We start from the raw sequence: 21699 nt of genomic DNA on the forward strand, positions 1-21699 counted from the left end.
CTAGTCTTTTTGGAATCAACAGGCAACCTAGATCTTGATGAATTTCTTGATGGCTAACCAAAGTACAACAAGAACCGTTTTACCGCTTAGAATAAGACTCGTATTTGAGATCGTCGAAGTGGTCTTCTTCGAGGAGCTCAAATCGATGTCGGCAGCGTTCCAGTGGCTGTATCCCCAGGCCCCGGAGTCGGCATTGAACGTAGCATCAAACTACTACCTCTATCTCACTAACTAAACTAACTAAACTAACAAAACGCGCCCCAAGCAAAACGCCTCTGTCTGCCATAGCTCTATTACATCTTGGTACAAAAAAAGCACTCCCCCAAAACAGGGAATGCAATCAACTATCAGCTCGACGTAACCCAAGCTTGATCTGGCACTCAGGACAAAGCCCGTAAACCTCCATATGATTACCAGAAATCATATAACCAGACAACTCAGCAGTACGTTTCTCAAATTGCTTCTCATCCTTACCAAAACCCTCATAAGTAACATCAACGATCTTACCACAATTAGTACAAATAGCATGGTAGTGCGGCGTACCGAAATAATCGTAATGCGTACTGCCATCACCATTCTGCAGCTCAATAACCAATCCTCGTTCGACAAAAGTGTTCAAAGTATTGTAGATGGTCGATGCACCTAAATTGGGAAGTTCCTTACTTAAAGCAGCATGAATGGTATCAACAGAGGGATGGTTATGATGACTAGCCAAATAAGACAAAATTAGATGCCGTTGAGGCGTCACACGTAACTTATTATCCTTTAAAACCTGCAAAGTTTTATCTGCAACATTCTTTGTAGCCATAAGAGTCCTTCCTTTCTAATATATCTATGTTCATTAAAACACCTTTTTAATAATGATTACAAGTTAATTGTATTTCTTAATTAAAAATCAATACTATTTGAAAGCGATTAATCGAAAAAATCCTACAAAAAGTAGACGTTTATAGTTTACTTTTATGAATAATAACGTTAATATAGATTCGATAACAGATGAGAACCATTCCAATCTAGCTAATAACGACATTTTAGAAGACCGAATTAAAGGAGCGAGTATAATGCAAATTGCTAAGAAAAAGACAAGTCTGGCCGAGAAGATCAATATCATGCGTGCCAGCGTTATGGGTGCTAACGACGGGATCGTTTCCGTTGCTGGTATTGTTATTGGTGTTGCTGGAGCTACTAATAATAGTTACGCCATCTTCCTAGCCGGGATCGCCGGTATGTTAGCCGGGACTATTTCCATGGCTATGGGCGAATGGGTTTCCGTAAGTACCCAAAGAGACTCTGAGCGTCGGGCCATCGAAAAAGAATCGGCGGCTTTGGATGCTGACTATGATAAAGAATTTAAGTTTATCAAAGATAAGTATCATAAGACAGGAATACCGGAAGAACTCGCCGCAAGAGCTACTAAAGAAATGCTTGAAGGTGACAAGATCGATACGGCTGTCAGAGAGAGATATGGTTTCAATCCAAAAGAAAAGACTAGTGCGATTGCTGCTGCACTAGCATCTATGATCTCATTTCCAACAGGTTCATTATTACCATTACTTTCTATTACATTATTCCCTGAAAGAATCAAATTGATCTCAACTATGATCGCTGTTGTTATTGCGTTAGTGATCACTGGTTATACGGCTGCCGTTTTAGGTAACGCCAATAGAGGCAAGGCCGCTTTAAGAAACGTTGTTTCTGGATTATTGACGATGGGTGTCACATATGGCATTGGATTGTTATTCGCACACTAATAATAGAAGGGACTAAGTTAAATTGATGAAATCAATCAGTATGTCTAAACCAAAGAAACAAAAACAAACAATGGCCGAACGGTCAAACACACTACGTGCCGGAGTTTTAGGTTCGAATGATGGTATTTTAACTGTTGTTGGTGTGCTTTTCTCTGTTGCTGTTGCTACGACTAATCAGTTTACGATTTTTATCGCTGGTTTGTCGGATTTGATTGCTTGTGCTTTTTCAATGGCTTCTGGTGAGTATGCTTCTGTTAGTTCGCAGAAGGATACTGAGAAAGCTGTTGTTGAGAAGGAAAGAGTTTTGTTGAAACAAGATTTTCAGAGTGAGTTGGATGCGGTCGCTAATTATTATATTGATCGTGGGGTTACTTCTGCTACTTCTTACGATATTGCTAACGAGTTGATGAAGAAGGATGCTTTGGGGACGGTTATTCGTGTTAAGTATGATTTGGAATTAGGTCATTATATGAGTCCTTGGAATGCTGCTTTTTCTTCTTTGGTTGCTGCTTCGGCTGGTGGTATTTTCCCTCTTGCTGCTATGTCTTTGTTGCCTGTTAGTTTGCAGTGGCAAGGTACTATTTTGGCGGTTATTGCTTCGGTTGCTTTGACTGGATATCTTAGTGCTAAGCTTGGTGATGGTTTGGTTAAGGTTGCTATTTATCGTAATATTATTGTTGGTATTATTACTATGATTATTCACTATTCTGTTGGTATTTTGTTGAAATAATTTTATTTTTAGCTGGCTGGTGCTGGCTATTTTTTTTGCTGTTAAAGATGTGAGAGAGCTATGGCAGACAGTGGCGTTTTATTTTGCTGGAGGTTGATAGTTTGTTTGGTTAGCTGGGGTGGGAGGTAGTTGTTTGGTTGCTACGTTCAATGCCGACTCCGGGGCCCGGGGATACAGACGCTGGAACGTACCCGACGCGATTTTGAGCTACCTGGGAAGTTCGCCCAGGCATCTCAAAACTCGGTCTTTCTCTAAGCTCCTTCGTCGCCAAGAGAAATTTGGGTACTGAGGTCTGTATCCCCGGGCCCCTCCGTCTAGATGGAGACAATATCCCCCTTTGTGTTGAGATTTACCGATTTATTTTCTACAAATTGGCACTGTTTGCTCGTCCTATTTCTCACATGTCTATCTCAGTCTTTATCTATTCTGGTGGGAGTAAGGGCTTCCTTGTTTTGCTAGGATATAAACTCTATCTAGATTACTGACTCTTTTCTCGGTTCGCGGGACTTTGCTCCGCTCATTTTGTTTCCTGACATACATTTCCGTTGTTGCTTTTCTTTGTTTGTTGGATAGATAAGAGTTAATATATTTTTTCTTCTCTTGCTTTCGCTTCTGGCTCGCGTGCTCGTGCCTTGCACTCTTGCCTGGCTCTGGTGATTTTTTTTTTCTCTATTTATTTGCTTCTGGCTTGCGCACTCGTTTCTCGTGCTCTCGCTTTGGTTGTTCTGAGATGTTGCCTTATTTGGGACTTCGTTAGCTTCTTTTACTGGCTTTCTAGCTTGTTTTTTTACAATTAAATTTATACAATTAACACTTAAAGACGAATTTAATTGATTCAAGTTGTGGAAGTGAATTTTATGATTTTTCAACGTAGAGAGAATCGCGGTATTGCCTGCTTTGCACTTTTTTTGTTATTTTTCTTGTTGATGCTTGCTGTGTCTTTGCAGGCTAGTTGGCTGTTCGATATTGATAAGATGATTCAACATTTGATGACTATTAAAGCTGGGTCGCTTTGGGCTCGATTTTATTCTTTTGTTACTTTGCTGGGTAGTCCTGTTGCAGTTTTGATTTTTTCTGGGATTATGATTGCCTTTTTTATTTTTATTAAAGAGCGTGTTACTGCTTTGTGGATCGCCTTTACTATTTTAGATGGCTATTTTGTGGCTTATTTGTTTAAGATCCTGGTGCACCGGGCACGACCACATGATATTGTTGGTGGAGCATTTGGCTTTAGTTTTCCTAGTGGTCATGTGTTTGGATCTACCATTTTAGTTTTGTTTATTTTAGGGATTTTGGTTCCACGGATCGTTGAAGCTGGTAGTCGTTTTTGGTTGCGGGTTTTGATGATTGTTTGGTTGATTATTGTTGTGATCTCACGAATCTATTTGCGTGTCCATTATCCGTCCGATGTTTTAGGCAGTCTGCTGTTGGCTTTTGCTTGGTGGAAATTTTCGCAGTTGCTATATTTGCGGTTTTATCAAAAAGCCAATGCCGTTTTAAAAGATGAGTAATGAAAAAAGAGAGCGTAGGTTGATGGTTAGCTGTTGAGGATTTAGAGGCTATCAGCAAAGAGTGCTGCGAAGCAGTGCTCGCTGATAGGTTCTAAACCGGAGGCCGGTATCAACAGTAGCTCGTTTCCAAAAAACAAGCGATGCTGTCCAGAATTTTTCTGGAGCATCGCTTGTTTGCTTTTATTTTGATAGTAATAAGTCAACTAGTGGTTTTGCGTCAATTTGGCCTAGATTGGCTTTGAGGTCGACGGTTTCTAGTGCTTTGGTCAGGGCGGATTCGGTGAATTCTGCTCCGGTCAAGGCTTTTTCAATTAAGGTTATGTCGCCGCCGGTGATGAAATCGCCGTATATTTTGACGTTGGAAATTTTGTTGTCTGCTAGCGAGAAGTTGAAGGCTACGGTCCCGATGTCAAAATGTTTGGAGACGTAGTTGGTGAAGCCTGGATTTTCGCCGTAGTTCCAGGCATCTGTGTCGTATTTGCCTTCTAGACGTGAATCGATGATCTGCCAGTCTTTGTCGGTTAGCTTGTATGTTTCAATATCTTCTAGCGAATCGGCGTGGAAGATGCGCTTTAATAGCTCGATCTTGAATTGGTCGGCAGTCATGCTTCTAAAAGGCTCGTCCAAGTAATCTTTGATATTCGTGATCCTCGTGTTGACTGACTTAACACCCTTAGATTCTAGCTTATCTTGTTCTGGCGTTAAGACCTCGTTGGCTGTTTCCATGCTGAGATCGAACATCAATGTCCCCCCGGCAGCGTAAGAATGACCAACTTTGAACATTGTCATGCCAGAGAACTTCTTATCGTTAACCACAATATCATTGCGACCACGCATCTCAACATCCTTGGCACCCATATCGTGGAGCGCGTCCACAATTGGCTTAGCAAAATATTCATAATCACCAAAATGGTCGTCGTTATCGATCACAATATTTTCAAAAACCAAATTCCCAAAATCATGATAAACAGCGCCACCACCAGAAGTCCGTCTAACTAATTGAATATTATTCTTTTTCAAATAGGGAAAATTGACTTCGGCGTAGGCATTTTGATGGACACCTACGATGACTGATGGATTGTTAATATACATGATCAAGCCGTGGCCTGGTAATTTTAGGTCGTTGACTAAATAATTGTCTAGCGATTGATTGACGATCGCGTTATAAACCGGCTTTCCGTTTCTAGATGTATCGATGAAAAACATACAAACACTCCCTCTTAAATTGACATGGTTTCATTGTAAGCCATTTCATTTAAAATCCAAAACTCTAAGGTTCGGGAGACAGTGCTTTTTCAATTGAAGCTATCGTGTGCTCTAATTCGGTCTTTTCGTCATACTTCATATCTGGGAAGATCAAAAAATGTTCGGCAACGTAGCCAAAATAAGCTGAAAAAATCGTTCGGAAGATCTCACTATTTGACCAATCGATCATCAATTTACGCTTTTTTAAGTCATTTAAGACATCATTAAAACTCTTGATATATTTGTAGGGGATCGCCTTGATCATTTTATCGCGGATCCGTAGGTCATAAATAAATTCGTCGACAAATATTTTGATGACGTCGACGTTTTCTTTCACAAAAATATTTCGGTTGTGAACGATGGCTGAAACAAAATCGTGAAGGGATTCATAACGTATTTGCAAAGTTTCTTCAGAAAACTCATTAACGACTTGAGGTAAGATATTGCGAGAGAGTGGATTCAAGATCGAGAAGAGCAGTTCTTCTTTATTTTTAAATTTTTTGAAAATACTACCTTCTGAAACACCAGTATTTTCGGCAATTTCCTTGGTACTAGTATTGGCATAGCCTTTCTTAGAAAACAGCTCGATGGCCGATTTGAATATTTTTAATTGTTTCTCAGTCAGTCCGTGAGTTTCTGGCGAGTTCTCGTAAATACTAATAATGTTATGCATGATGATGACCCTTTCACAAGTGATACTTCTATTTTAAAACAAAAAAGGTTAAATAGCCCGCGTTATTGGCTATTTAACCCCAGTAGGAAAAATGAAATCTAGAAATTATGCTTGGTGTGTGGAATGACTAGACTTGTCGATGCCATGGTATCCAATGTAAAATTGAATGGCAGCTACGATAATATTGATGTAGTTGAGGGCGTTGAACCAAGTATCAATGCCACCAACTTTGGTTGCGGCAAAGTATACCCAAAACCCAACGACGATCGCAACAACATTGATCCAAGCGAAAGTCTTTTCAAGGTTTGAGTTATCCATTACAAACCACATCCAGATAACGTTGATCACGAACCAAACTGCTAAAATCCAAAACATTGTTGTAAACATAATAACCAACCTCTATTCTATATAATTTCTAAATAATATTTGCGGGTGAGTACTCACTATCTCATCTGCAACTTAAATATAACACTATCAGAAATAATGTCAATAATTATATTAATATTGTCTTATATATTTTTTAAAAAATCAAAAGGAGATCAATATGTCAAAAATGGCTCAAGTTTTACTAGTAATGGATATGCAAAAGGGATTTTCGGATGCTTACAATTTTAACGAGTTGATCGAGAGGATCAATCAGCGGATCAAGGAATATCAAGCAGCTGGAGCACCAGTGATTTTTATTCAGCATACGGAAAAGGGACTATTGCCCGGCAGCAAAGAGTGGCAATTGGCAGATAACTTGTTAGCGACACCAGAAGATATGACAGTGCAAAAGACACATCTAAATGCTTTTTACAAAACAGAACTCAACGATTTGTTAACGGATAACGATCTTAACCAGATAGAGATCTGTGGCTTGCAAACGGAATACTGCGTTAACGCAACCGTCACAATGGCACACGGGTTAGGCTACGAGCTATACATGAGGCCTGAAATGACCACAACTTACGATAATGAATTCATGACTGCTCAGGAAACAATCAGCTTTTGTGAAAACATTTGGGATAGTAATTTTTTAACATTCATATAATGATATTTTTAAGAATATATATGTTATGAGCATATTTTGAACAATTACCATTTCTGGGGACTATAATAGAATCTGTAGGAGTCTAGTCTTTCGAATCTAATGAAAGGTAGCGAAAATATGCAGGGATATAAAAATTCAGCAGATCTGATCGAACACTTGAAGGATAGCTATCAAAAGTTCATCAGTGAATATGAGGGAATTTCTGACAGCGATGCCGACGATAGGATCGATCAAGTCGACAAAACTCCACGTGAAATGTTGTCATATCAAGTAGGTTGGATCCATATGATCCTCTCCTGGGAAAAAGCCGAGGAAAGCGGACAAGAAATAACTACCCCAACGCCAGGATATAAATGGGATCAAATGAGACAACTATATGACGACTTCAACGTCAAGTATGGCAGTGAGGGTCTGCAAAAAGAGGAAAAAGAATTAGGTCGAGTAGTTAAGGAATTACTAGAATGGGTCGACAAAATGCCCGAAGACGAGTTGTTCAAGCCAGGTCAACGGAAATGGGCTACTACTAAAGCAATGTGGCCAGTTTCAAAATGGATCAGGATCAATGCAATCTCGCCTTTTACTAACTACAGCCGCCAAGTTCGCAAGTGGAAGAACTTCACCATGCGAAAGAGCGAGGCACAAAACGCCTAATTATTTAATGAAAAAGCCGAAACGTTTCATGTTTCGGCTTTTTGCGTGGAATTTTTTGAGTAGTCATCCTCAGTTGCCATTCTTGTGGTGGTAGTTATATAAAAAAGAAACCACGTTCTCAAGTGCGAGAATCGTAGTTTCTTTTTATACATTATGCCAGTTGTGTACTGTCTATTTTCAGATCAAGGAGTGATGGAATTAGATTATTTGTTGATACGATGATAATTTTCATCAAAGTATTTACCATTTCTAATATCGTTTGGCATTTCAGTATAAGGTGCTTCAGAAATGACATCTTCATTGTTTTGACCAGCGTTGACCATGTAAGTGATATTAGCAAATTCAGGGACAACTAGTTTTGGATAAGTTTCGTATTTTTCACGAGATTCTTCCATCAAATCGATATGTTCATTTTGATAAGTAACAGTGATCTCGGGATGTTCTTCGACCCACTTAGGGAAAAAGATAGTACCGTGCAGCTTCTTTTCATTAGGCATAAAATCAAGCGCTACATCAGTTCCAGTAGGTTCAGTCCAAGAAATTTTGTAAATACCTTCAGTAAGCATAACAATGTCAGCTTCTTGGTCAGTCACCCACCGACCACCGACCACCGACCATACCGCCGTGAATACGATAGTCGACCGTATGGTCATTCTTAGCGTACCATTCATATTCCCAACCATTGTCATAAGTATAAATAAAATGCGTCCCTAAAAAGTCATCAAGTGTTTTAAATTTTGTATCAGTCATATCATTACTTCTTTCTTAGTAATTATTAACATGTAATTAATTACATGTTTTTGTTTACTTGATTAGGGTATACTCATCACAAAGCAAAGTCAAGGGAGAAATTAACAAAATGGCACAAAAAAATAGACTCCAGTTCATAATCCTAGGATTATTAAACATTGAGTCTAAAACAGGATACGATTTGACCAAGGCCTTCGACAGTGACATCGGAGAATTCTGGACCGCCAATCACAGCCAGATCTATCCATTATTAAAGAAAATGGAAAAAGATCAGCTAATAACGCACCACGAAGAACAAGCAGGACCTAAATTAGTCAAGAAAAGCTATGACATCACAACAGCTGGAAAAGCAGCTTTCCAGGAATGGCTAAAAGAACCCTCAGAGGCCGACAACAGTCACGATGAATTTATCCTAAAACTCTACTTCATAGACAGTAAAAATTCTCCGTTATTACCAGAAATGATCAATGAGCAAAAGCAAGCAAGAGCAGAAAAGCTAAATCATTTAAAACAACAATTAAAAGACAAGTTTCCAACGGAAAAGGAAAAACAACAACAAAACGGTCACTACAACGTTTTAAAGCATGCCATCCAAAGAGAAACAGACTATCTCAAGTGGCTAGACGAGATAAATTAAAAAGAGAAAAAAAGACAAAAAAGGGACTAATTCGTTGAATTAGTCCCTTTAAAATAATATTGAAGATATAGAAGTAAAGAAAAAGGCGAGAGTACGAGAGAAACAAGAACGCAAGCCAGAAGCGAAAGCAAGAGAACAAGCATAATATCAACTCTTATCAAACCAACAAACAAAGAAAAGCAACAACAGCAATGTACCCAAAAAACAAAAATGAGCGGAGCAAAGTCCCGCGAACCGAGGAAAGAATAAGTAATCCAAAAAGAGAATATATAGAAACAAGAAAAGGAAGCTCCTATTCCCACCAGAAAAGATAAAGCCTGAGATAGACATGTGAGAAATAGGACGCGCAAACAGTGCCAACTTGATCAAAATAAATCGGTAAAACTCAACCCAAGGGGGGATATTATATCTCTATCCCCGGGCCCCGGAGTCGGCATTGAACGTACAACCAAACAACTACCTCCACACCCCAACAACCAAACAAACTAACAGAACTCCAGCAAAGTAAAACGCCTCTGTCTGCCATAGCTCTCTCACATCAATAAAAAAAGCTCCTGATCAAAAAACAATCAGAAGCAACAAAATCTAAGTAGGAATAATATCGATCAAAAAGAACCCAACGATCCCTAAAATAATCAACAAACTAAAGTTAATAACCGAAAACGAAACCAAATACTTACCAACATTCTCTTTAAAATAAAACCGATAGTGCTTAAAAGCCAACAAGTTAGCCAAAGAACCAACCACAGTACCCAAACCACCAATATTAGTACCAAGAAAAATAGCATGAATATAGTTAGAAAACTTAGAAACCAAAATAGTAGTAGGAACATTACTAATAAACTGCGAAGTAATGATCGAAGTCAAATAAGTACCAGTCTTAGTCTGGATCAAACCAGACAAATGATTAACAATCGAAGGATCTCGATTAATATTACCAACGGCGATAAAGAAACACATAAAGATCAGCACGATGGAATAATCAACCACCTGTAAAATCTTGGGATTAATAAACACGACCAGAAGCAAAGCGGCCACTAATGATGACCACATTGGGATAGCGGAGAAAATACCCAAGAAAATCACGACAGTAACCATCAAAGTAAGCGTCAAATGTGGAATATTAAGCTCAACCGAAGGTAACTTATGGAGTTCAATTTTAGTTTTTTTGAAAAAGCGAGTCACGATGAAAACAACAATAAAGTTAACAATCGTGATCGGCGTTGACATTACAAAGAATTGACTAATATTCAAATTAAAGTGAGTCAAGATGAATAAATTATGTGTATTACCAAACGGCATGAAAATACTACCAAGGTTGGCGGCTAGTGTAATCAAAATCACTGGATAAATCGGATTTATCTTCAAACTCTTAGTGATTTTATAAAAAAGTGGGACCAGCGTTAGGATCGTAACGTCGTTAGTCAAAAACATTGCGCCAAAAAACGATAAACTACCTAACATAAACATTAGTTGTTGAGTCGTTTTGGCGCTTCTAGTTAAATACGCTGCATAGTACTTTAGTACATCAAGGTAATCATAAATCTGGATAATTATCATCATCGAAAGTAGTGAAGTAATAGTTTTCCAGTTAATATCTGAAAGCTGTGGCGGACTGATAAAAGATGTAATGATCGCGGCCGCACCAGCGATCCACAGCACCTTGTCCGAGAAAACTCGTTTTAAGACATTCATATATGCTCTTCCCCTAGGAAATTAACCCATAAAAATATTAAGCTTTAAAAAATACACACTATATATATTATACATAATGATATTGATTTTTATTTATAAAAATATGTGGAATTAGTCCACCGTTCATTGTGAACTTTGAAAGCGATAGGGTCAACATGGACTATAGAATAAATTCAATAAATGCTGGTAATAAAAAAGAAGTTGGAAATTATCCAACTTCTTTTTTGGGAAAATGACTAAATGGAATTATTTTGGTAAATTTGGGTTTTAGACTATCGAAGTTGCTCGGATCTTGTGGGTACTTAATTACTAGTACAGTTGTTATCCGTGAACATTGGTGGTCTAAATATAGTTTTGCTTTATCCTTGAGGATGTTGAAGCTTCCTTTGCAAGTATAGATGCTATTGACAGAAACACTGTTTAGTTGCAAGCTGTTGGTCATTTTCTAAACTTGCTGAAGAGATAGTGCATTCTATTGTTGGTAGCTAAACTTTCTGTGGTTTTGATAGTGGCGCTTATTTTTATCCTCAAGGATGTTGAAACGAGCTCCAGGCGACAGCGGCCTCCGGTTTAGCAACTGTCAGCAGGCACGGCTTCGCCGCACCTTTGTGCTGCCAGTCCCTAAATCCTCAGCAGCTGACCGTGCCTCTCTGCTCTCTATGTTTTTTTATTTTCTTTCGTCTTTAGGCACGATTTCTTGTCCACGTAAGTTCCAAGTTAAGGCGAATAAGGCGGCTGCTATTAGGCAGGACATGAAGATTGTTATGAATCCGGCTGTCCAGCCCATGTGGTCTACTATTAGTCCCATGATGGCGTTGGCCGCTACGGATCCGAATAAGTAGCCGAATAAGCCTGTTAGTCCGGCTGCTGTTCCGGCTGCTTTTTTCGGTACTGAATCTAGTGCTTGTAATCCGATCAACATTACTGGTCCGTAGATCAAGAATCCGATCATGAATAAGGAAATGTTGATCATTGTTAGGTTAGTAGCTTTCCAGTACATGATGACGAAGATGCTGACTATGAGCATGAAACTGAATCCTGCAGGACCACGGCGTCCTTTGAATAGTTTGTCGGAAACCCAACCAGCAAAGATCGTTCCTGGGATCCCGGCTAGTTCGTAGATCATGTATGAATTCGATGAACCTTGTAACGAGATGTTACGCATTTCCGTTAAGAATGCTGGTGCCCAATTTTCGACACCGTAACGAACGAAGTAAACAAAAATATTGGCAAAGGCAATGATCCAAACCCATTTGTTATTTAAAACGTGTTGGAACAAGATCTCTTTGGCTGTCATTTCTGTTTCAAACATTTCGTGTTCTTCGTTTGGATAGTCATCTTTGTAAGTTTCGATAGGTGGTAGACCTTGCGATTCGGGTGTATCACGAATCAGAATATAAGCAATGATTGCAACAATAATACCAACGATCGCGGGAATAATAAAAGCACCAGTATATGATTTCATACCAGTGATGTTGGCAGCAAAAAAGGTAATACCAAACGCAGCTAGTGGTGCCATTAAAGCTCCACCGACGTTGTGAGCGATATTCCACGTCGAGGTCCAGCCTCCACGTTCAGAAACGGAATACCAGTGAGTCAAAACACGTCCTGAAGGCGGCCAGCCCATACCTTCAAACCAACCGATCAAGAATAGCAAGATGAACATTGCTGTGATCGATTGAGTCAAAGCTGGGATGAATCCGAACATCAAGTTGATGATAGCTGTTAGGATCAATCCTAACGGTAAAAAGATACGTGCATTACTACGGTCAGAAATTATCCCGCTAAAGAATTTACTGAAACCGTAAGCGATAGATACAGCTGAGAACGCGATCCCCAGTTGAGTTTTGGAAAAACCTTCATCGACCAATTTAGGAATTACTAATGAAAAGTTATTCCGGAGTAGGTAGTAACCTGCATAACCAATAAAAATACCGATGAAAACTTGCCAACGTAATTTCTTGTAAGTTGGGTCGATCTTATTTTTCGGCACCATCTTATTGGTGGTAGGTGGTGTTAAAAAGCCCATATTAATGCCTCCCCTGATGGCATATTTTTGATCACTTGATAAGTAACCGTTTTCATAATGAACAAATAATTGATAAAAGTCAATGAAATTTATATTTTTTTGTCATATATTAACAATTATTATCAATTAATAGGTCATGTTATAAGCCGAAATTGTCACCGAAAGTATATTAGTGATAAAATTAACTTGATAAAAAATGATAAAAGTTCTGTTAAAATGAAAGTGAAATCAAGGGGGATGATCCAATGACCAACATACGTTTAACGTTGTTTATCCTAGTATCAATGATCGTAACGATAATAGAACTGACCAATGATCCAACCTTTATTATTGGCCGGATATTTTTAGCGATATCAGCTATTGCATCGATAGCTTTCGCAATTGTATTTGTCAAAGATAATTGGCGCCCGCAACCTGAAAGAGTAAAAAAGAATGAGTAAAATAATAATTAGCTATCCGCTTGGATGGCTTTTTTTGTACGACTTTTTGACTTGAAGTAGGGCACTGAGAAGGACAGTTAAAAATCCTTAGATCCTTGCTAGTTGTAAAAATCAACGAAATTGATATCCTATATGAAACAGGGGGATTAGGGGAAATGGATAAAGTTAAGCAACTACCAGCGGAAATCAAATCGATCTGGCGGATCAGAGCAGCAATTGGCTTGGTGATAGTTTTGTTGATCGCAGTGCCATTTTTTATCTGGGGACTTCTAGCTCCAGCATTCATGCAACCCTGGCTCTATGGAATAACTTTAGTGATTGCTATTTATGGCGTGTTAGAATTCTTGTTCCAATTGGCGATAGTGCCATATCATTACAAATTCTGGACTTATTATATTGACGATCGCCAAGTTGAGCTTCATCACGGCTTTTTCTTCCGTAAACAAATCATTATCCCGATAGCTCGTGTCCAAAATGTCACTTTGATCCAAGGACCGATCATCCGGTTGAAGCATTTGCAAAAAGTTAAAGTCGTGACCGCTGCAGGAGCTGAAGATATTGCTGGTTTGAAATTAGAAGAAGCCGATAATCTGAAAGAATTGATCATGAAGCTAGCGAAGGAGGCCAGAAATGACATCTAACGCTCAGCATTTGCATCCAGTTGCATTATTGTATTTCTTATTCAGAGATATTATTAACATGATCGTGCCCTTCGTCGTGACAGTCATTGCGGTCGCCAATGTCTTGCCGAATGTTCCGATTTTGCTCTTAGTTGTGATCGTAACGATTTTAGTGCTGGCTACTTCGACGATCAGGTTCTTTCGATTTACTTTTCAACTGAAAAGAGACGAGATTGTCGTTAAACACGGTATCTTTGTTCGGCACAATGACCACGTTCCATACGATCGGATCCAAAACATTACTACTGATCAATGGTTTTTCCTCAAACCGTTTGGGGTCGAAAAATTGGAGATCGAAACGGCTAGCCATGCTGAAAAGTCAGAGGTAACGCTCTTCGCGGTTCCCGTTGAATTAAAGGACCAATTGGAGAACTTACGGAATCAAGGTACTACTCAAGAATCCGTACCGACGGAGTCTGCAACTTCATCAGGACAGACAGAGTCAGCCAGTGTTGATGAAAAAAATGATGAGCAGGCTAGCAATACCTACGCCATCACTAAAAAAGACCTGATCAAATTTGCCTTAACTTCACCAGCTTTTTTAAGTGGGTTATTAGTAGTTTTAGCAGCCTATGGGAAATTTGAACAGGCAATTAGTGACCAAATGTATGAATATTTATTCAAGCAAGCATCTCATTTAGGGATCTTGATCGTGATTTTATTGATCGTGGCAGTCTTATTGTTATTTTACATCGGATCAGTTTTGATTTTGATCAATCAGTACTACAACTTCAAACTAGTGGAAAAGAGCAATCAGTTCATTACGACTAAAGGCTTTTTCAAGACGAAGAAAACAACTATTTCCTTCAAACGGGTTCAAGCAGTTTTAGTTAAGCAACCACTTTTACGGCAGTGGTTGAATATCGCAACGGTTCAACTCGTCATTATTTCCAATTCTAAGCAAGGCGATAGTGAGAAAGATATTATTGTGATGCCGGTGATCATCGTGGGCAAAGTTGACAGTTTTTTGAATCAATTCTTCCCATCGATCCCCGTTCAAAAAGTTAGTCCTTATCAACCAAGCAAGTGGACTTATTACTATAATTTAAGAAATGCGACACTATTAACGTTAGCTAACGCCATTATCTTGATTGCGCTATTACATTTTTGGCCATGGCTCTGCGTAGCTTTAGTTATCATCGATATCGGCTTTTGGTATGTCCCTGCGATCCTGACGATGAAGCGGACTAAGGCACAAGTTTTGGATGAAAACTATCTTGCCATTAGAAACAACCGGGTCATGACTAAACAATTAGTTTTGATCCCTAGAGAAACGATCCAATCAGCTGAAAAGCGGCAAAGTATTTGGCTAGAAAAAAAGGGCGTTGCCAGTTTGACTATTAATTTGCGCTCTGGAACTACTAATAGAAAGTTCAATACCAACTATCAATTAGAACAAGATGTTGATGCAGTATTGAATTGGTATAAAGCGGTTAATTGATGAACAAAAGAGAGAGGACTTTTCAACATTGAAAATCCTCTCTCTTTTTCGTGTTGGAAACGAGTTCCAGACGACAGTGGCCTCCGGTTTGGAAACTGTCAGAAAAACTGATTTTCAGATAAAAGATTGTGCTATCCATTTTGTGTAGCTAAACTTGCGGTGGTTTTGATAGTGGAGTTTATCTTTATCCTCAAGGATGCTGAAACGAGCTCCGAGGCACAGCGGCCTCCGGTTTAGAAACTGTCAGAAAAACTGATTTTCAGATAAAAGATTGTGCTATCCATTTTGTGTAGCTAAACTTGCGGTGGTTTTGATAGTGGAGTTTATCTTTATCCTCAAGGATGTTGAAACGAGCTCCGAGGCACAGCGGCCTCCGGTTTAGAAACTGTCAGCAGGCACGACTTCGTCGCACCTTTTTGCTGACAGTCCCTAAATCCTCAGCAGCTGACCGTGCCTCTCCGCTCTCTGTGTTTAAATATTTGAATAAAAAAAGTAAAAAAAAGATAACGAATCAAATCGTTATCTTTAACAAAAGTCTAGTATAATTCGCCTTCAGCGATCTGGTCTAAGACTGTTTTTGAAGGGATGAAGAATAATGTTCCGGAAACTGGGGTACTAAAGTCTAAGAGGCGGTCGCTCTTGGTGAACATGTTAGTCAACATGTTGTGAGTGATCTCCCAGCTCTTAGAATAACCAATGAAGTAAGTACCGGTTTTGTCTTTTGATGGGTTAGAGAAAGGCACATTCATTCTGACAATCTTATGTTCAACACCGTCACGCTCATCTTTAGAAACAATATTGTGAGCGTTAGGTGACTTTTCATCGTCATCTAATTCGCGGTCAGAGAATTTTCTACGACCGATAGTCTTTTCTTGTTCATCTGTTGGTAAGTTCTTCCAGGCATGCATGTTGTGCATGTACTTTTGTGAGAAAGCGTATGATCCGTTAGCAAAATCAGGATCTTCGTCGCTGTCGATCAAAGTATAATCCATTGATTCAACGCCAGCAGGATTTTCAGTACCATCGATGAAGCCAATGATGGCACGTCCCTCGAGATATCTGAAACCGTGTGTTTCATCGACAACAGTAGTAATTGGACGCAAGATATCCATAAATTGATCCATTACTTCGTAAACCACTGCTTCAGTTTTAGCACGGACGTGGAAGAATAAATCACCTTCAGTTGCGGGTGCTGTGTATTTAGGACCCTTGATATCCTTGAATGGTTCCAATTCTTTAGGCTTGTTAGCATTTGGGAACAAGTAATCCCAAGCGTCGGAACTGAAGCCCCAAGCAACGGCTAATTGGTCGTTTTGGTTTCTGATGCGCATACTATTGATGATCGAATTTGACATATCGGCAAATTCTGAGATCACATCATGCTCTTGATCGAGATCCTTTCTCTTCAAGTTCAAAGTAACAAAAGTTACATTTTCACCAGCATCTTTGTATACATCTTGAGAATCTTTGATATTAATTGACATAAATTACCTCCGAATTCTTTTACTATAATTAATTTTACTACATATTAGTGAAAAACTTTATTAAATTGTAAATGTTCAATTTATTGATTTTGAATTAATTTTGATTGACAATAAGTAGATAATAATTTTATCAATATTAACAAACGAAAGGATGACGACTATGTGCACTAGCTTGAGTTTTTCCGCTCTCGATGGTTCAAAATTCTTAGCCCGGACAATGGACTTTGCCTTTGAATTACACGGAGCACCAACATTTTTACCAGAGGAATATCAGTGGACGTCTTCTTTCGATGAGAAAGTTTATACATCTAAATATGCAGTCATGGGCACGGGTGCCAAGTTTGGCAAAAACTATATGATCGCAGACGGCTTCAACGAATACGGCCTCTCCGCAGCTGAATTATACTTTTCGCACGCTGCTCAATACGATCAAGAACCAACTGACGGTGCAGTCAACGTCGTTGCTGAAGAATTCTTGCTGTGGGCCTTAGGTAACAACAAGAGCATCGAAGACTTGAACGATCATCTAAAAGATGTCCGCATCATCGAGTCGAACAAAGGTGTCATGGGCGTCAATCAACCATTGCACTTTATTTTTAGCGATGCCACTGGTGCAACTTACATCTTGGAGCCACAAGGAAATGGCTTGATCTTGCAAGAAGACAAAGTCGGTGTAATGACCAATACGCCAGACTACAATTGGCACAAAACTAATCTGTCGAATTATTTAGGCGCTCAGCCGCATAACTTTGCTGGCAAGACTTTTGGGGATGAAGAAGTCATTCCTTTGGGACAAAATGGGACCTTCAGACTTCCTGGTGGATACACTGCTGTTGATCGTTTCGTCAGAACCGCCTTCATTCGCGAGAATGTTAAACAGCCGGCAACAGCTCAACAAGCGGTCAATACGATCTTACACGTGCTAGATAGCGTAACGATCCCTCGTGGAGTCAACGTCAAAGATAACGATGAATCAAGTTACACTCAGTATCAAACTGTTTTAGACTTAACTAATCGTGTCATGTATTTTGTTCCTTATGATAATCGGACCATTTATTCAGTCGCTATGACCGACGATTTGATCAAGAATCAAAGGGAGACTAAACAATTTCCAGTCGCTGCTGACCAACAATTTGCAAATTTGAATGATAAATAATAAGCATTTTATTTCTATTTTGCGTCGCAACTTGATAGGATGAAACCATTGAGCTTGGGGAACTTATTTGCCCTGAGCTCTTTTTTTATTGCCACGTATCCGATAATTGGGATGGTATTTCTCGAAAAAATAGGATATACTACAAACGATTGAGATAACCAAAATAATTATTGGTACGACCCAATAAATAATAGGAGGATTTCGTGGCAGATTTAATCTACAAAAAGATCATCGCTTCTCTTCGCAAAGAGATCGAGCAGGGCAAATTTCCTGACATGAAATTACCCGACGAACGATCTCTTGCGGAGCAATATGCTGTCAGTCGCAGCTCGATCAAACGAGCACTAGGCAACATGGCTGAGCAAGGAATAATTTTTAAAAAACGTGGTTCTGGGACTTTCATTAATCCGCTTTACTTAAAGCAAGATTCCGGATTCAACTATAGTGGGAAAAACTTAGGTATTACTGATAGTTTTCAAGTCAACGGACAAAAGCCAAGCATCAAAGTTTTAGAATTCGATGTGGTTCGTCCTGACGAGGAATTACAGGATAATTTATTTTTAAAACCAGGTGAGTTTGTCTACTCCTTCAAGCGTTTGCGCCTGATCGACTCGGTCCCATTTATGATCGAAACGGGCTATATTCCCATCAAATTGGCTCCTGAATTATCTGAGGAAATTGCTTCAGAATCGATTTTTAATTACGTTGAAACTGAACTTGACCAAGAAGTAAATAAGACTTATTTAACTATTACGGCTGCTCCTTCTGACGAAGAAGGACAGGAACTATTGGACTTGAATGCTAATGAGCCAGTCGGATTGATGGAAGGTATTTTCTTCTTGAATGATGGAACACCTTTTGAATTTTCGACTATGAAATTGCACTATAAATATTTCAAGTACGACTCATTCGTTGACCTAGACAATAGATAGCTTTAATTGGAACGGTCCAATTAAATAAATGGTTGACTTTTATAAAAATACCGTATATCATACTAGATAAATACATAAGGAGAGTGTACTAATGACAGACTATTCATCTAAAGAATATTTAAACCTTATTGATAAATATTGGCTTGCTGCCAACTACATTTCTGTTGGACAACTTTATTTTAAAGATAACCCATTGTTAAAACGCGATGTTAAACCTGAGGACGTTAAGGTTCACCCAATTGGCCACTGGGGTACAATTGCTGGACAAAACTTTATCTATGCTCATTTAAATCGTCTTATTAACAAATATGACTTAAACATGTTCTATATTGAAGGACCAGGACATGGTGGGCAAGTTATGGTTTCTAACGCTTACTTAGACGGTTCATATACAGAAGATTATCCAGAGATCACACAAGACGAAGCTGGTATGAAGAAATTGTTCAAACAATTCTCATTCCCAGGCGGTGTTGCATCTCACGCTGCTCCTGAAACACCAGGTTCGATCCATGAAGGTGGAGAACTAGGTTACTCACTTTCACACGGTGTTGGTGCTATTCTTGATAACCCTGATCAAATCGCTGCTGTAGTTATCGGTGATGGTGAATCAGAAACTGGTCCACTTGCTGCATCATGGTTCTCAAACACATTCATCAACCCTGTTGATGACGGTGCTGTTCTACCTATCCTTGACTTGAACGGATTCAAGATTTCTAACCCAACAATCTTGTCACGTAAGACTGATAAAGAATTGACAGAATACTTTACAGGTATGGGCTGGGATCCAATGTTCGTTGAAGGCGACGATCCTGCTAAGATGCACCCAGAAACTGCTAAAGTATTTGATGCAGCTATCGAAAAGATCCAAGCTATTCAAAAAGAAGCTAGAAAAGGCTCAGCAGATGATGCTAAGATGCCTAACTGGCCAGTTGTTATCTTCCGTGCTCCTAAGGGCTGGACTGGTCCTAAAGAATGGGATGGCGTTCCAATTGAAAACTCATTTAGAGCTCACCAAATTCCAATTCCTGTAGACCAAAACCACATGGAACATATCGATGCCTTAGTTGACTGGATGAAGAGTTACAAGCCAGAAGAACTATTCAACGATGATGGTTCATTGAAGAAAGAAATTGCTGACGTCACACCTAAGGGCAACAAGCGTATGGCTATGAACCCTATCACAAACGGTGGTGTTGATCCTCAACCATTAGACTTACCAGACTTCAAGAATTACGAACTTAAATTCGACAAGCCAGGTCAAATCGAATCACAAGATATGATCAACTTAGGTAAATACTTAGGTGACGTTATCAGAAATAACCCTAAGACATTCAGAATCTTCGGACCTGATGAAACAATGTCAAACCGTCTATATGGCGCATTTGAAGCTTCACCTCGTCAATGGATGGAACAAGTTAAAGAACCTAATGACCAATACGTTGCACCAGAAGGTCGTATCATCGATTCACAACTCTCAGAACACCAAGCTGAAGGATTTAACGAAGGTTACACATTGACAGGTCGTCATGGTATGTTCGCTTCATACGAAGCATTCTTGAGAGTTGTTGATTCAATGCTTACACAACACTTCAAGTGGTTAAGAAAAGCTAACGAACTTTCATGGAGAAACAAGTATCCTTCACTTAACGTGATCGCTACTTCAACTGCTTTCCAACAAGACCACAATGGTTACACTCACCAAGATCCAGGTTTGATCACTCACTTGGCTGAAAAGAAACCAGAATACATCCGTGAATACTTCCCAGCTGACACAAACTCATTGCTTGCTGTTATGCCTAAGGTTTTGGATGACCAAGAAAAAATCAACTTGTTAGTTACTTCAAAACAACCTCGTCTACAATTCTTCAACATGGACGAAGCACAAGAATTAGCTGATAAAGGATACAAAGTAATCGACTGGGCTTCAAACGACAATGGTGGCGAACCAGATGTTGTCTTCGCTTCAGTAGGTACAGAACCAACAATCGAATCACTTGCTGCTATCAGCATCTTGAGAAAATCAAAACCTGATATCAAAGTAAGATTCGTAAACATCGTTGACTTACTTAAACTTCGTGCACCAGAAGTTGACCCTCGTGGATTGACTAACGAAGAATTCAACGAAATCTTCACAATCGACAAGCCAGTAATCTTTGCATTCCACGGCTTCGAAGATATCATCAAAGAAATCTTCTTCGATCGTGACAACCACAACCTTTACGTACATGGCTACCGTGAAAACGGTGATATCACAACTCCATTTGATATGCGTGTCGTAAACGAAATGGACAGATTCCACTTGGCTGAAGAAGCTGCAGTTGCTGTTCAAGGCGACGCTGCTAGCGACTTTGCTGACGAGATGGAAGCTGTTGTTGACAAGCACAACAAGTATATCCGTGAAAACGGTGATGATTTACCAGAAGTAACTAGTTGGAAATGGGATATTTAAAACAAAACCTTCAATAATTTCACATTCCTAATTTTTAATTAGAGCTAAGACATTTTTCCGTTTGTTAAAGCTATTAAGCATTCTTGATATTTAATATCAGGAATGCTTTTTTTGTGTTTGAACTTTTTTGAGGGTATAGGTTGGGTGGTGGTTCATTGCCGGTCCTGTGGGGGTTCCAGGAATTACGCCGTGGAACGCCATGGACGCCACTTTGAGTTATCCGAAGAAAACCACTTCGGACATCTCAAAGCTGGGTCTTTCACTAAGCGGTAAACCGGTTCTCGTCGTGGTTTGGTTATTTTGATGCATTTATTTAAGAAGAGGCTTATATACTCAATGCCAATTTTCATGAGCATATAAGCCTCTTCTTTATTCATTACGACTTAGGATGTTCCTTGAAAGGTCGTGGATA

General features: G+C 39.3%; 20 protein-coding genes and 1 pseudogene. 12 read left to right on the top strand and 9 right to left on the bottom strand.

The features are described from left to right. Positions 1-340 precede the first annotated feature (340 nt). On the bottom strand, positions 341-808 hold the full coding sequence (locus tag EKM78_RS09070) for a Fur family transcriptional regulator (RefSeq protein ID WP_125709740.1): 468 nt from the start codon (positions 806-808) through the stop codon (positions 341-343). A 253-nt stretch (positions 809-1061) separates the two neighbouring features. Between EKM78_RS09070 and EKM78_RS09075 the strand changes: the two genes are divergently transcribed. Then, positions 1062-1751, top strand: coding sequence for a VIT1/CCC1 transporter family protein (locus EKM78_RS09075; RefSeq protein WP_125771520.1), 690 nt, complete (start codon positions 1062-1064; stop codon positions 1749-1751). Between the two features lie 25 nt (positions 1752-1776). Beyond that, the gene (locus tag EKM78_RS09080; RefSeq protein WP_125771557.1) at positions 1777-2481 is read left to right on the top strand and encodes a VIT1/CCC1 transporter family protein; all 705 of its coding nucleotides are present in this window, start codon (positions 1777-1779) and stop codon (positions 2479-2481) included. A gap of 473 nt (positions 2482-2954) precedes the next feature. Here EKM78_RS09080 and EKM78_RS12730 read toward each other — a convergent pair whose 3' ends face one another. Continuing rightward, complete coding sequence (locus EKM78_RS12730; RefSeq protein ID WP_164507278.1) at positions 2955-3350, bottom strand: hypothetical protein; 396 nt, start codon at positions 3348-3350, stop codon at positions 2955-2957. Here EKM78_RS12730 and EKM78_RS09085 point away from each other — a divergent pair. After that, positions 3339-3992 (top strand): phosphatase PAP2 family protein, encoded by a 654-nt coding sequence (locus EKM78_RS09085; RefSeq protein ID WP_125771522.1) that lies wholly within the window; start codon positions 3339-3341, stop codon positions 3990-3992. The two genes, EKM78_RS12730 and EKM78_RS09085, sit on opposite strands and share 12 nt — an antisense overlap. A 180-nt stretch (positions 3993-4172) precedes the next feature. Here EKM78_RS09085 and lplA read toward each other — a convergent pair whose 3' ends face one another. From lplA to EKM78_RS09100, 3 genes are all read right to left on the bottom strand, one after another. Then, entirely contained in the window at positions 4173-5198 is a 1026-nt protein-coding gene (lplA, locus tag EKM78_RS09090) for a lipoate--protein ligase (RefSeq protein ID WP_125771524.1), read from the bottom strand. A gap of 64 nt (positions 5199-5262) precedes the next feature. Continuing rightward, the gene (locus tag EKM78_RS09095; RefSeq protein WP_125771526.1) at positions 5263-5910 is read right to left on the bottom strand and encodes a TetR/AcrR family transcriptional regulator; all 648 of its coding nucleotides are present in this window, start codon (positions 5908-5910) and stop codon (positions 5263-5265) included. Positions 5911-6015: 105 nt separating this feature from the next. Continuing rightward, positions 6016-6297 carry a hypothetical protein gene (locus EKM78_RS09100; protein WP_125771528.1) on the bottom strand — a complete coding sequence of 94 codons (282 nt, stop codon included), beginning with the start codon at positions 6295-6297 and terminating at the stop codon, positions 6016-6018. A gap of 157 nt (positions 6298-6454) precedes the next feature. On the opposite strand from EKM78_RS09100, the gene EKM78_RS09105 reads away from it, so the two are divergent. Both EKM78_RS09105 and EKM78_RS09110 read left to right on the top strand, forming a co-directional pair. Then, a complete protein-coding gene (locus tag EKM78_RS09105; protein ID WP_125771530.1) occupies positions 6455-6943 on the top strand; it encodes a cysteine hydrolase family protein in 489 nt (162 codons plus the stop codon). A gap of 99 nt (positions 6944-7042) precedes the next feature. Further along, a complete protein-coding gene (locus tag EKM78_RS09110; RefSeq protein WP_125771532.1) occupies positions 7043-7594 on the top strand; it encodes a ClbS/DfsB family four-helix bundle protein in 552 nt (183 codons plus the stop codon). 203 nt (positions 7595-7797) lie between these two features. On the opposite strand, the pseudogene EKM78_RS09115 reads toward EKM78_RS09110, so the two are convergent. Continuing rightward, positions 7798-8344 (bottom strand): annotated as a pseudogene (locus EKM78_RS09115) (phenolic acid decarboxylase). Positions 8345-8453: 109 nt separating this feature from the next. Here EKM78_RS09115 and EKM78_RS09120 point away from each other — a divergent pair. Further along, on the top strand, positions 8454-8981 hold the full coding sequence (locus tag EKM78_RS09120; RefSeq protein ID WP_125771535.1) for a PadR family transcriptional regulator: 528 nt from the start codon (positions 8454-8456) through the stop codon (positions 8979-8981). 585 nt (positions 8982-9566) lie between these two features. Here EKM78_RS09120 and EKM78_RS09125 read toward each other — a convergent pair. Then, positions 9567-10676 carry an SLC13 family permease gene (locus EKM78_RS09125; protein ID WP_125771537.1) on the bottom strand — a complete coding sequence of 370 codons (1110 nt, stop codon included), beginning with the start codon at positions 10674-10676 and terminating at the stop codon, positions 9567-9569. 667 nt (positions 10677-11343) lie between these two features. Further along, entirely contained in the window at positions 11344-12705 is a 1362-nt protein-coding gene (gene pgtP, locus EKM78_RS09130; protein ID WP_125771539.1) for a phosphoglycerate transporter protein PgtP, read from the bottom strand. 245 nt (positions 12706-12950) lie between these two features. Between pgtP and EKM78_RS12980 the strand changes: the two genes are divergently transcribed. From EKM78_RS12980 to EKM78_RS09145, 3 genes are all read left to right on the top strand, one after another. Then, positions 12951-13145: a hypothetical protein gene (locus tag EKM78_RS12980; protein ID WP_125771541.1), complete on the top strand. Its 195-nt coding sequence runs from the start codon at positions 12951-12953 to the stop codon at positions 13143-13145. Positions 13146-13300: 155 nt separating this feature from the next. Beyond that, positions 13301-13786: a PH domain-containing protein gene (locus EKM78_RS09140; protein WP_125771544.1), complete on the top strand. Its 486-nt coding sequence runs from the start codon at positions 13301-13303 to the stop codon at positions 13784-13786. Further along, a complete protein-coding gene (locus tag EKM78_RS09145; protein WP_125771546.1) occupies positions 13776-15266 on the top strand; it encodes a PH domain-containing protein in 1491 nt (496 codons plus the stop codon). The genes EKM78_RS09140 and EKM78_RS09145 overlap by 11 nt, the downstream gene beginning before the upstream one ends. A gap of 536 nt (positions 15267-15802) precedes the next feature. On the opposite strand, the gene EKM78_RS09150 is transcribed toward EKM78_RS09145, so the two are convergent. After that, positions 15803-16750, bottom strand: coding sequence for a Dyp-type peroxidase (locus tag EKM78_RS09150; protein WP_125771548.1), 948 nt, complete (start codon positions 16748-16750; stop codon positions 15803-15805). 151 nt (positions 16751-16901) lie between these two features. On the opposite strand from EKM78_RS09150, the gene EKM78_RS09155 reads away from it, so the two are divergent. From EKM78_RS09155 to EKM78_RS09165, 3 genes are all read left to right on the top strand, one after another. Next, positions 16902-17906 carry a choloylglycine hydrolase family protein gene (locus EKM78_RS09155; protein WP_245995020.1) on the top strand — a complete coding sequence of 335 codons (1005 nt, stop codon included), beginning with the start codon at positions 16902-16904 and terminating at the stop codon, positions 17904-17906. A gap of 203 nt (positions 17907-18109) precedes the next feature. Further along, positions 18110-18838 carry a GntR family transcriptional regulator gene (locus EKM78_RS09160; RefSeq protein ID WP_125771553.1) on the top strand — a complete coding sequence of 243 codons (729 nt, stop codon included), beginning with the start codon at positions 18110-18112 and terminating at the stop codon, positions 18836-18838. A gap of 91 nt (positions 18839-18929) precedes the next feature. Then, positions 18930-21287 (top strand): phosphoketolase family protein, encoded by a 2358-nt coding sequence (locus tag EKM78_RS09165; RefSeq protein WP_125771555.1) that lies wholly within the window; start codon positions 18930-18932, stop codon positions 21285-21287. Positions 21288-21699 lie beyond the last annotated feature (412 nt).

Source organism: Companilactobacillus furfuricola (assembly GCF_003946325.1).
Lineage (GTDB): Bacteria > Bacillota > Bacilli > Lactobacillales > Lactobacillaceae > Companilactobacillus > Companilactobacillus furfuricola.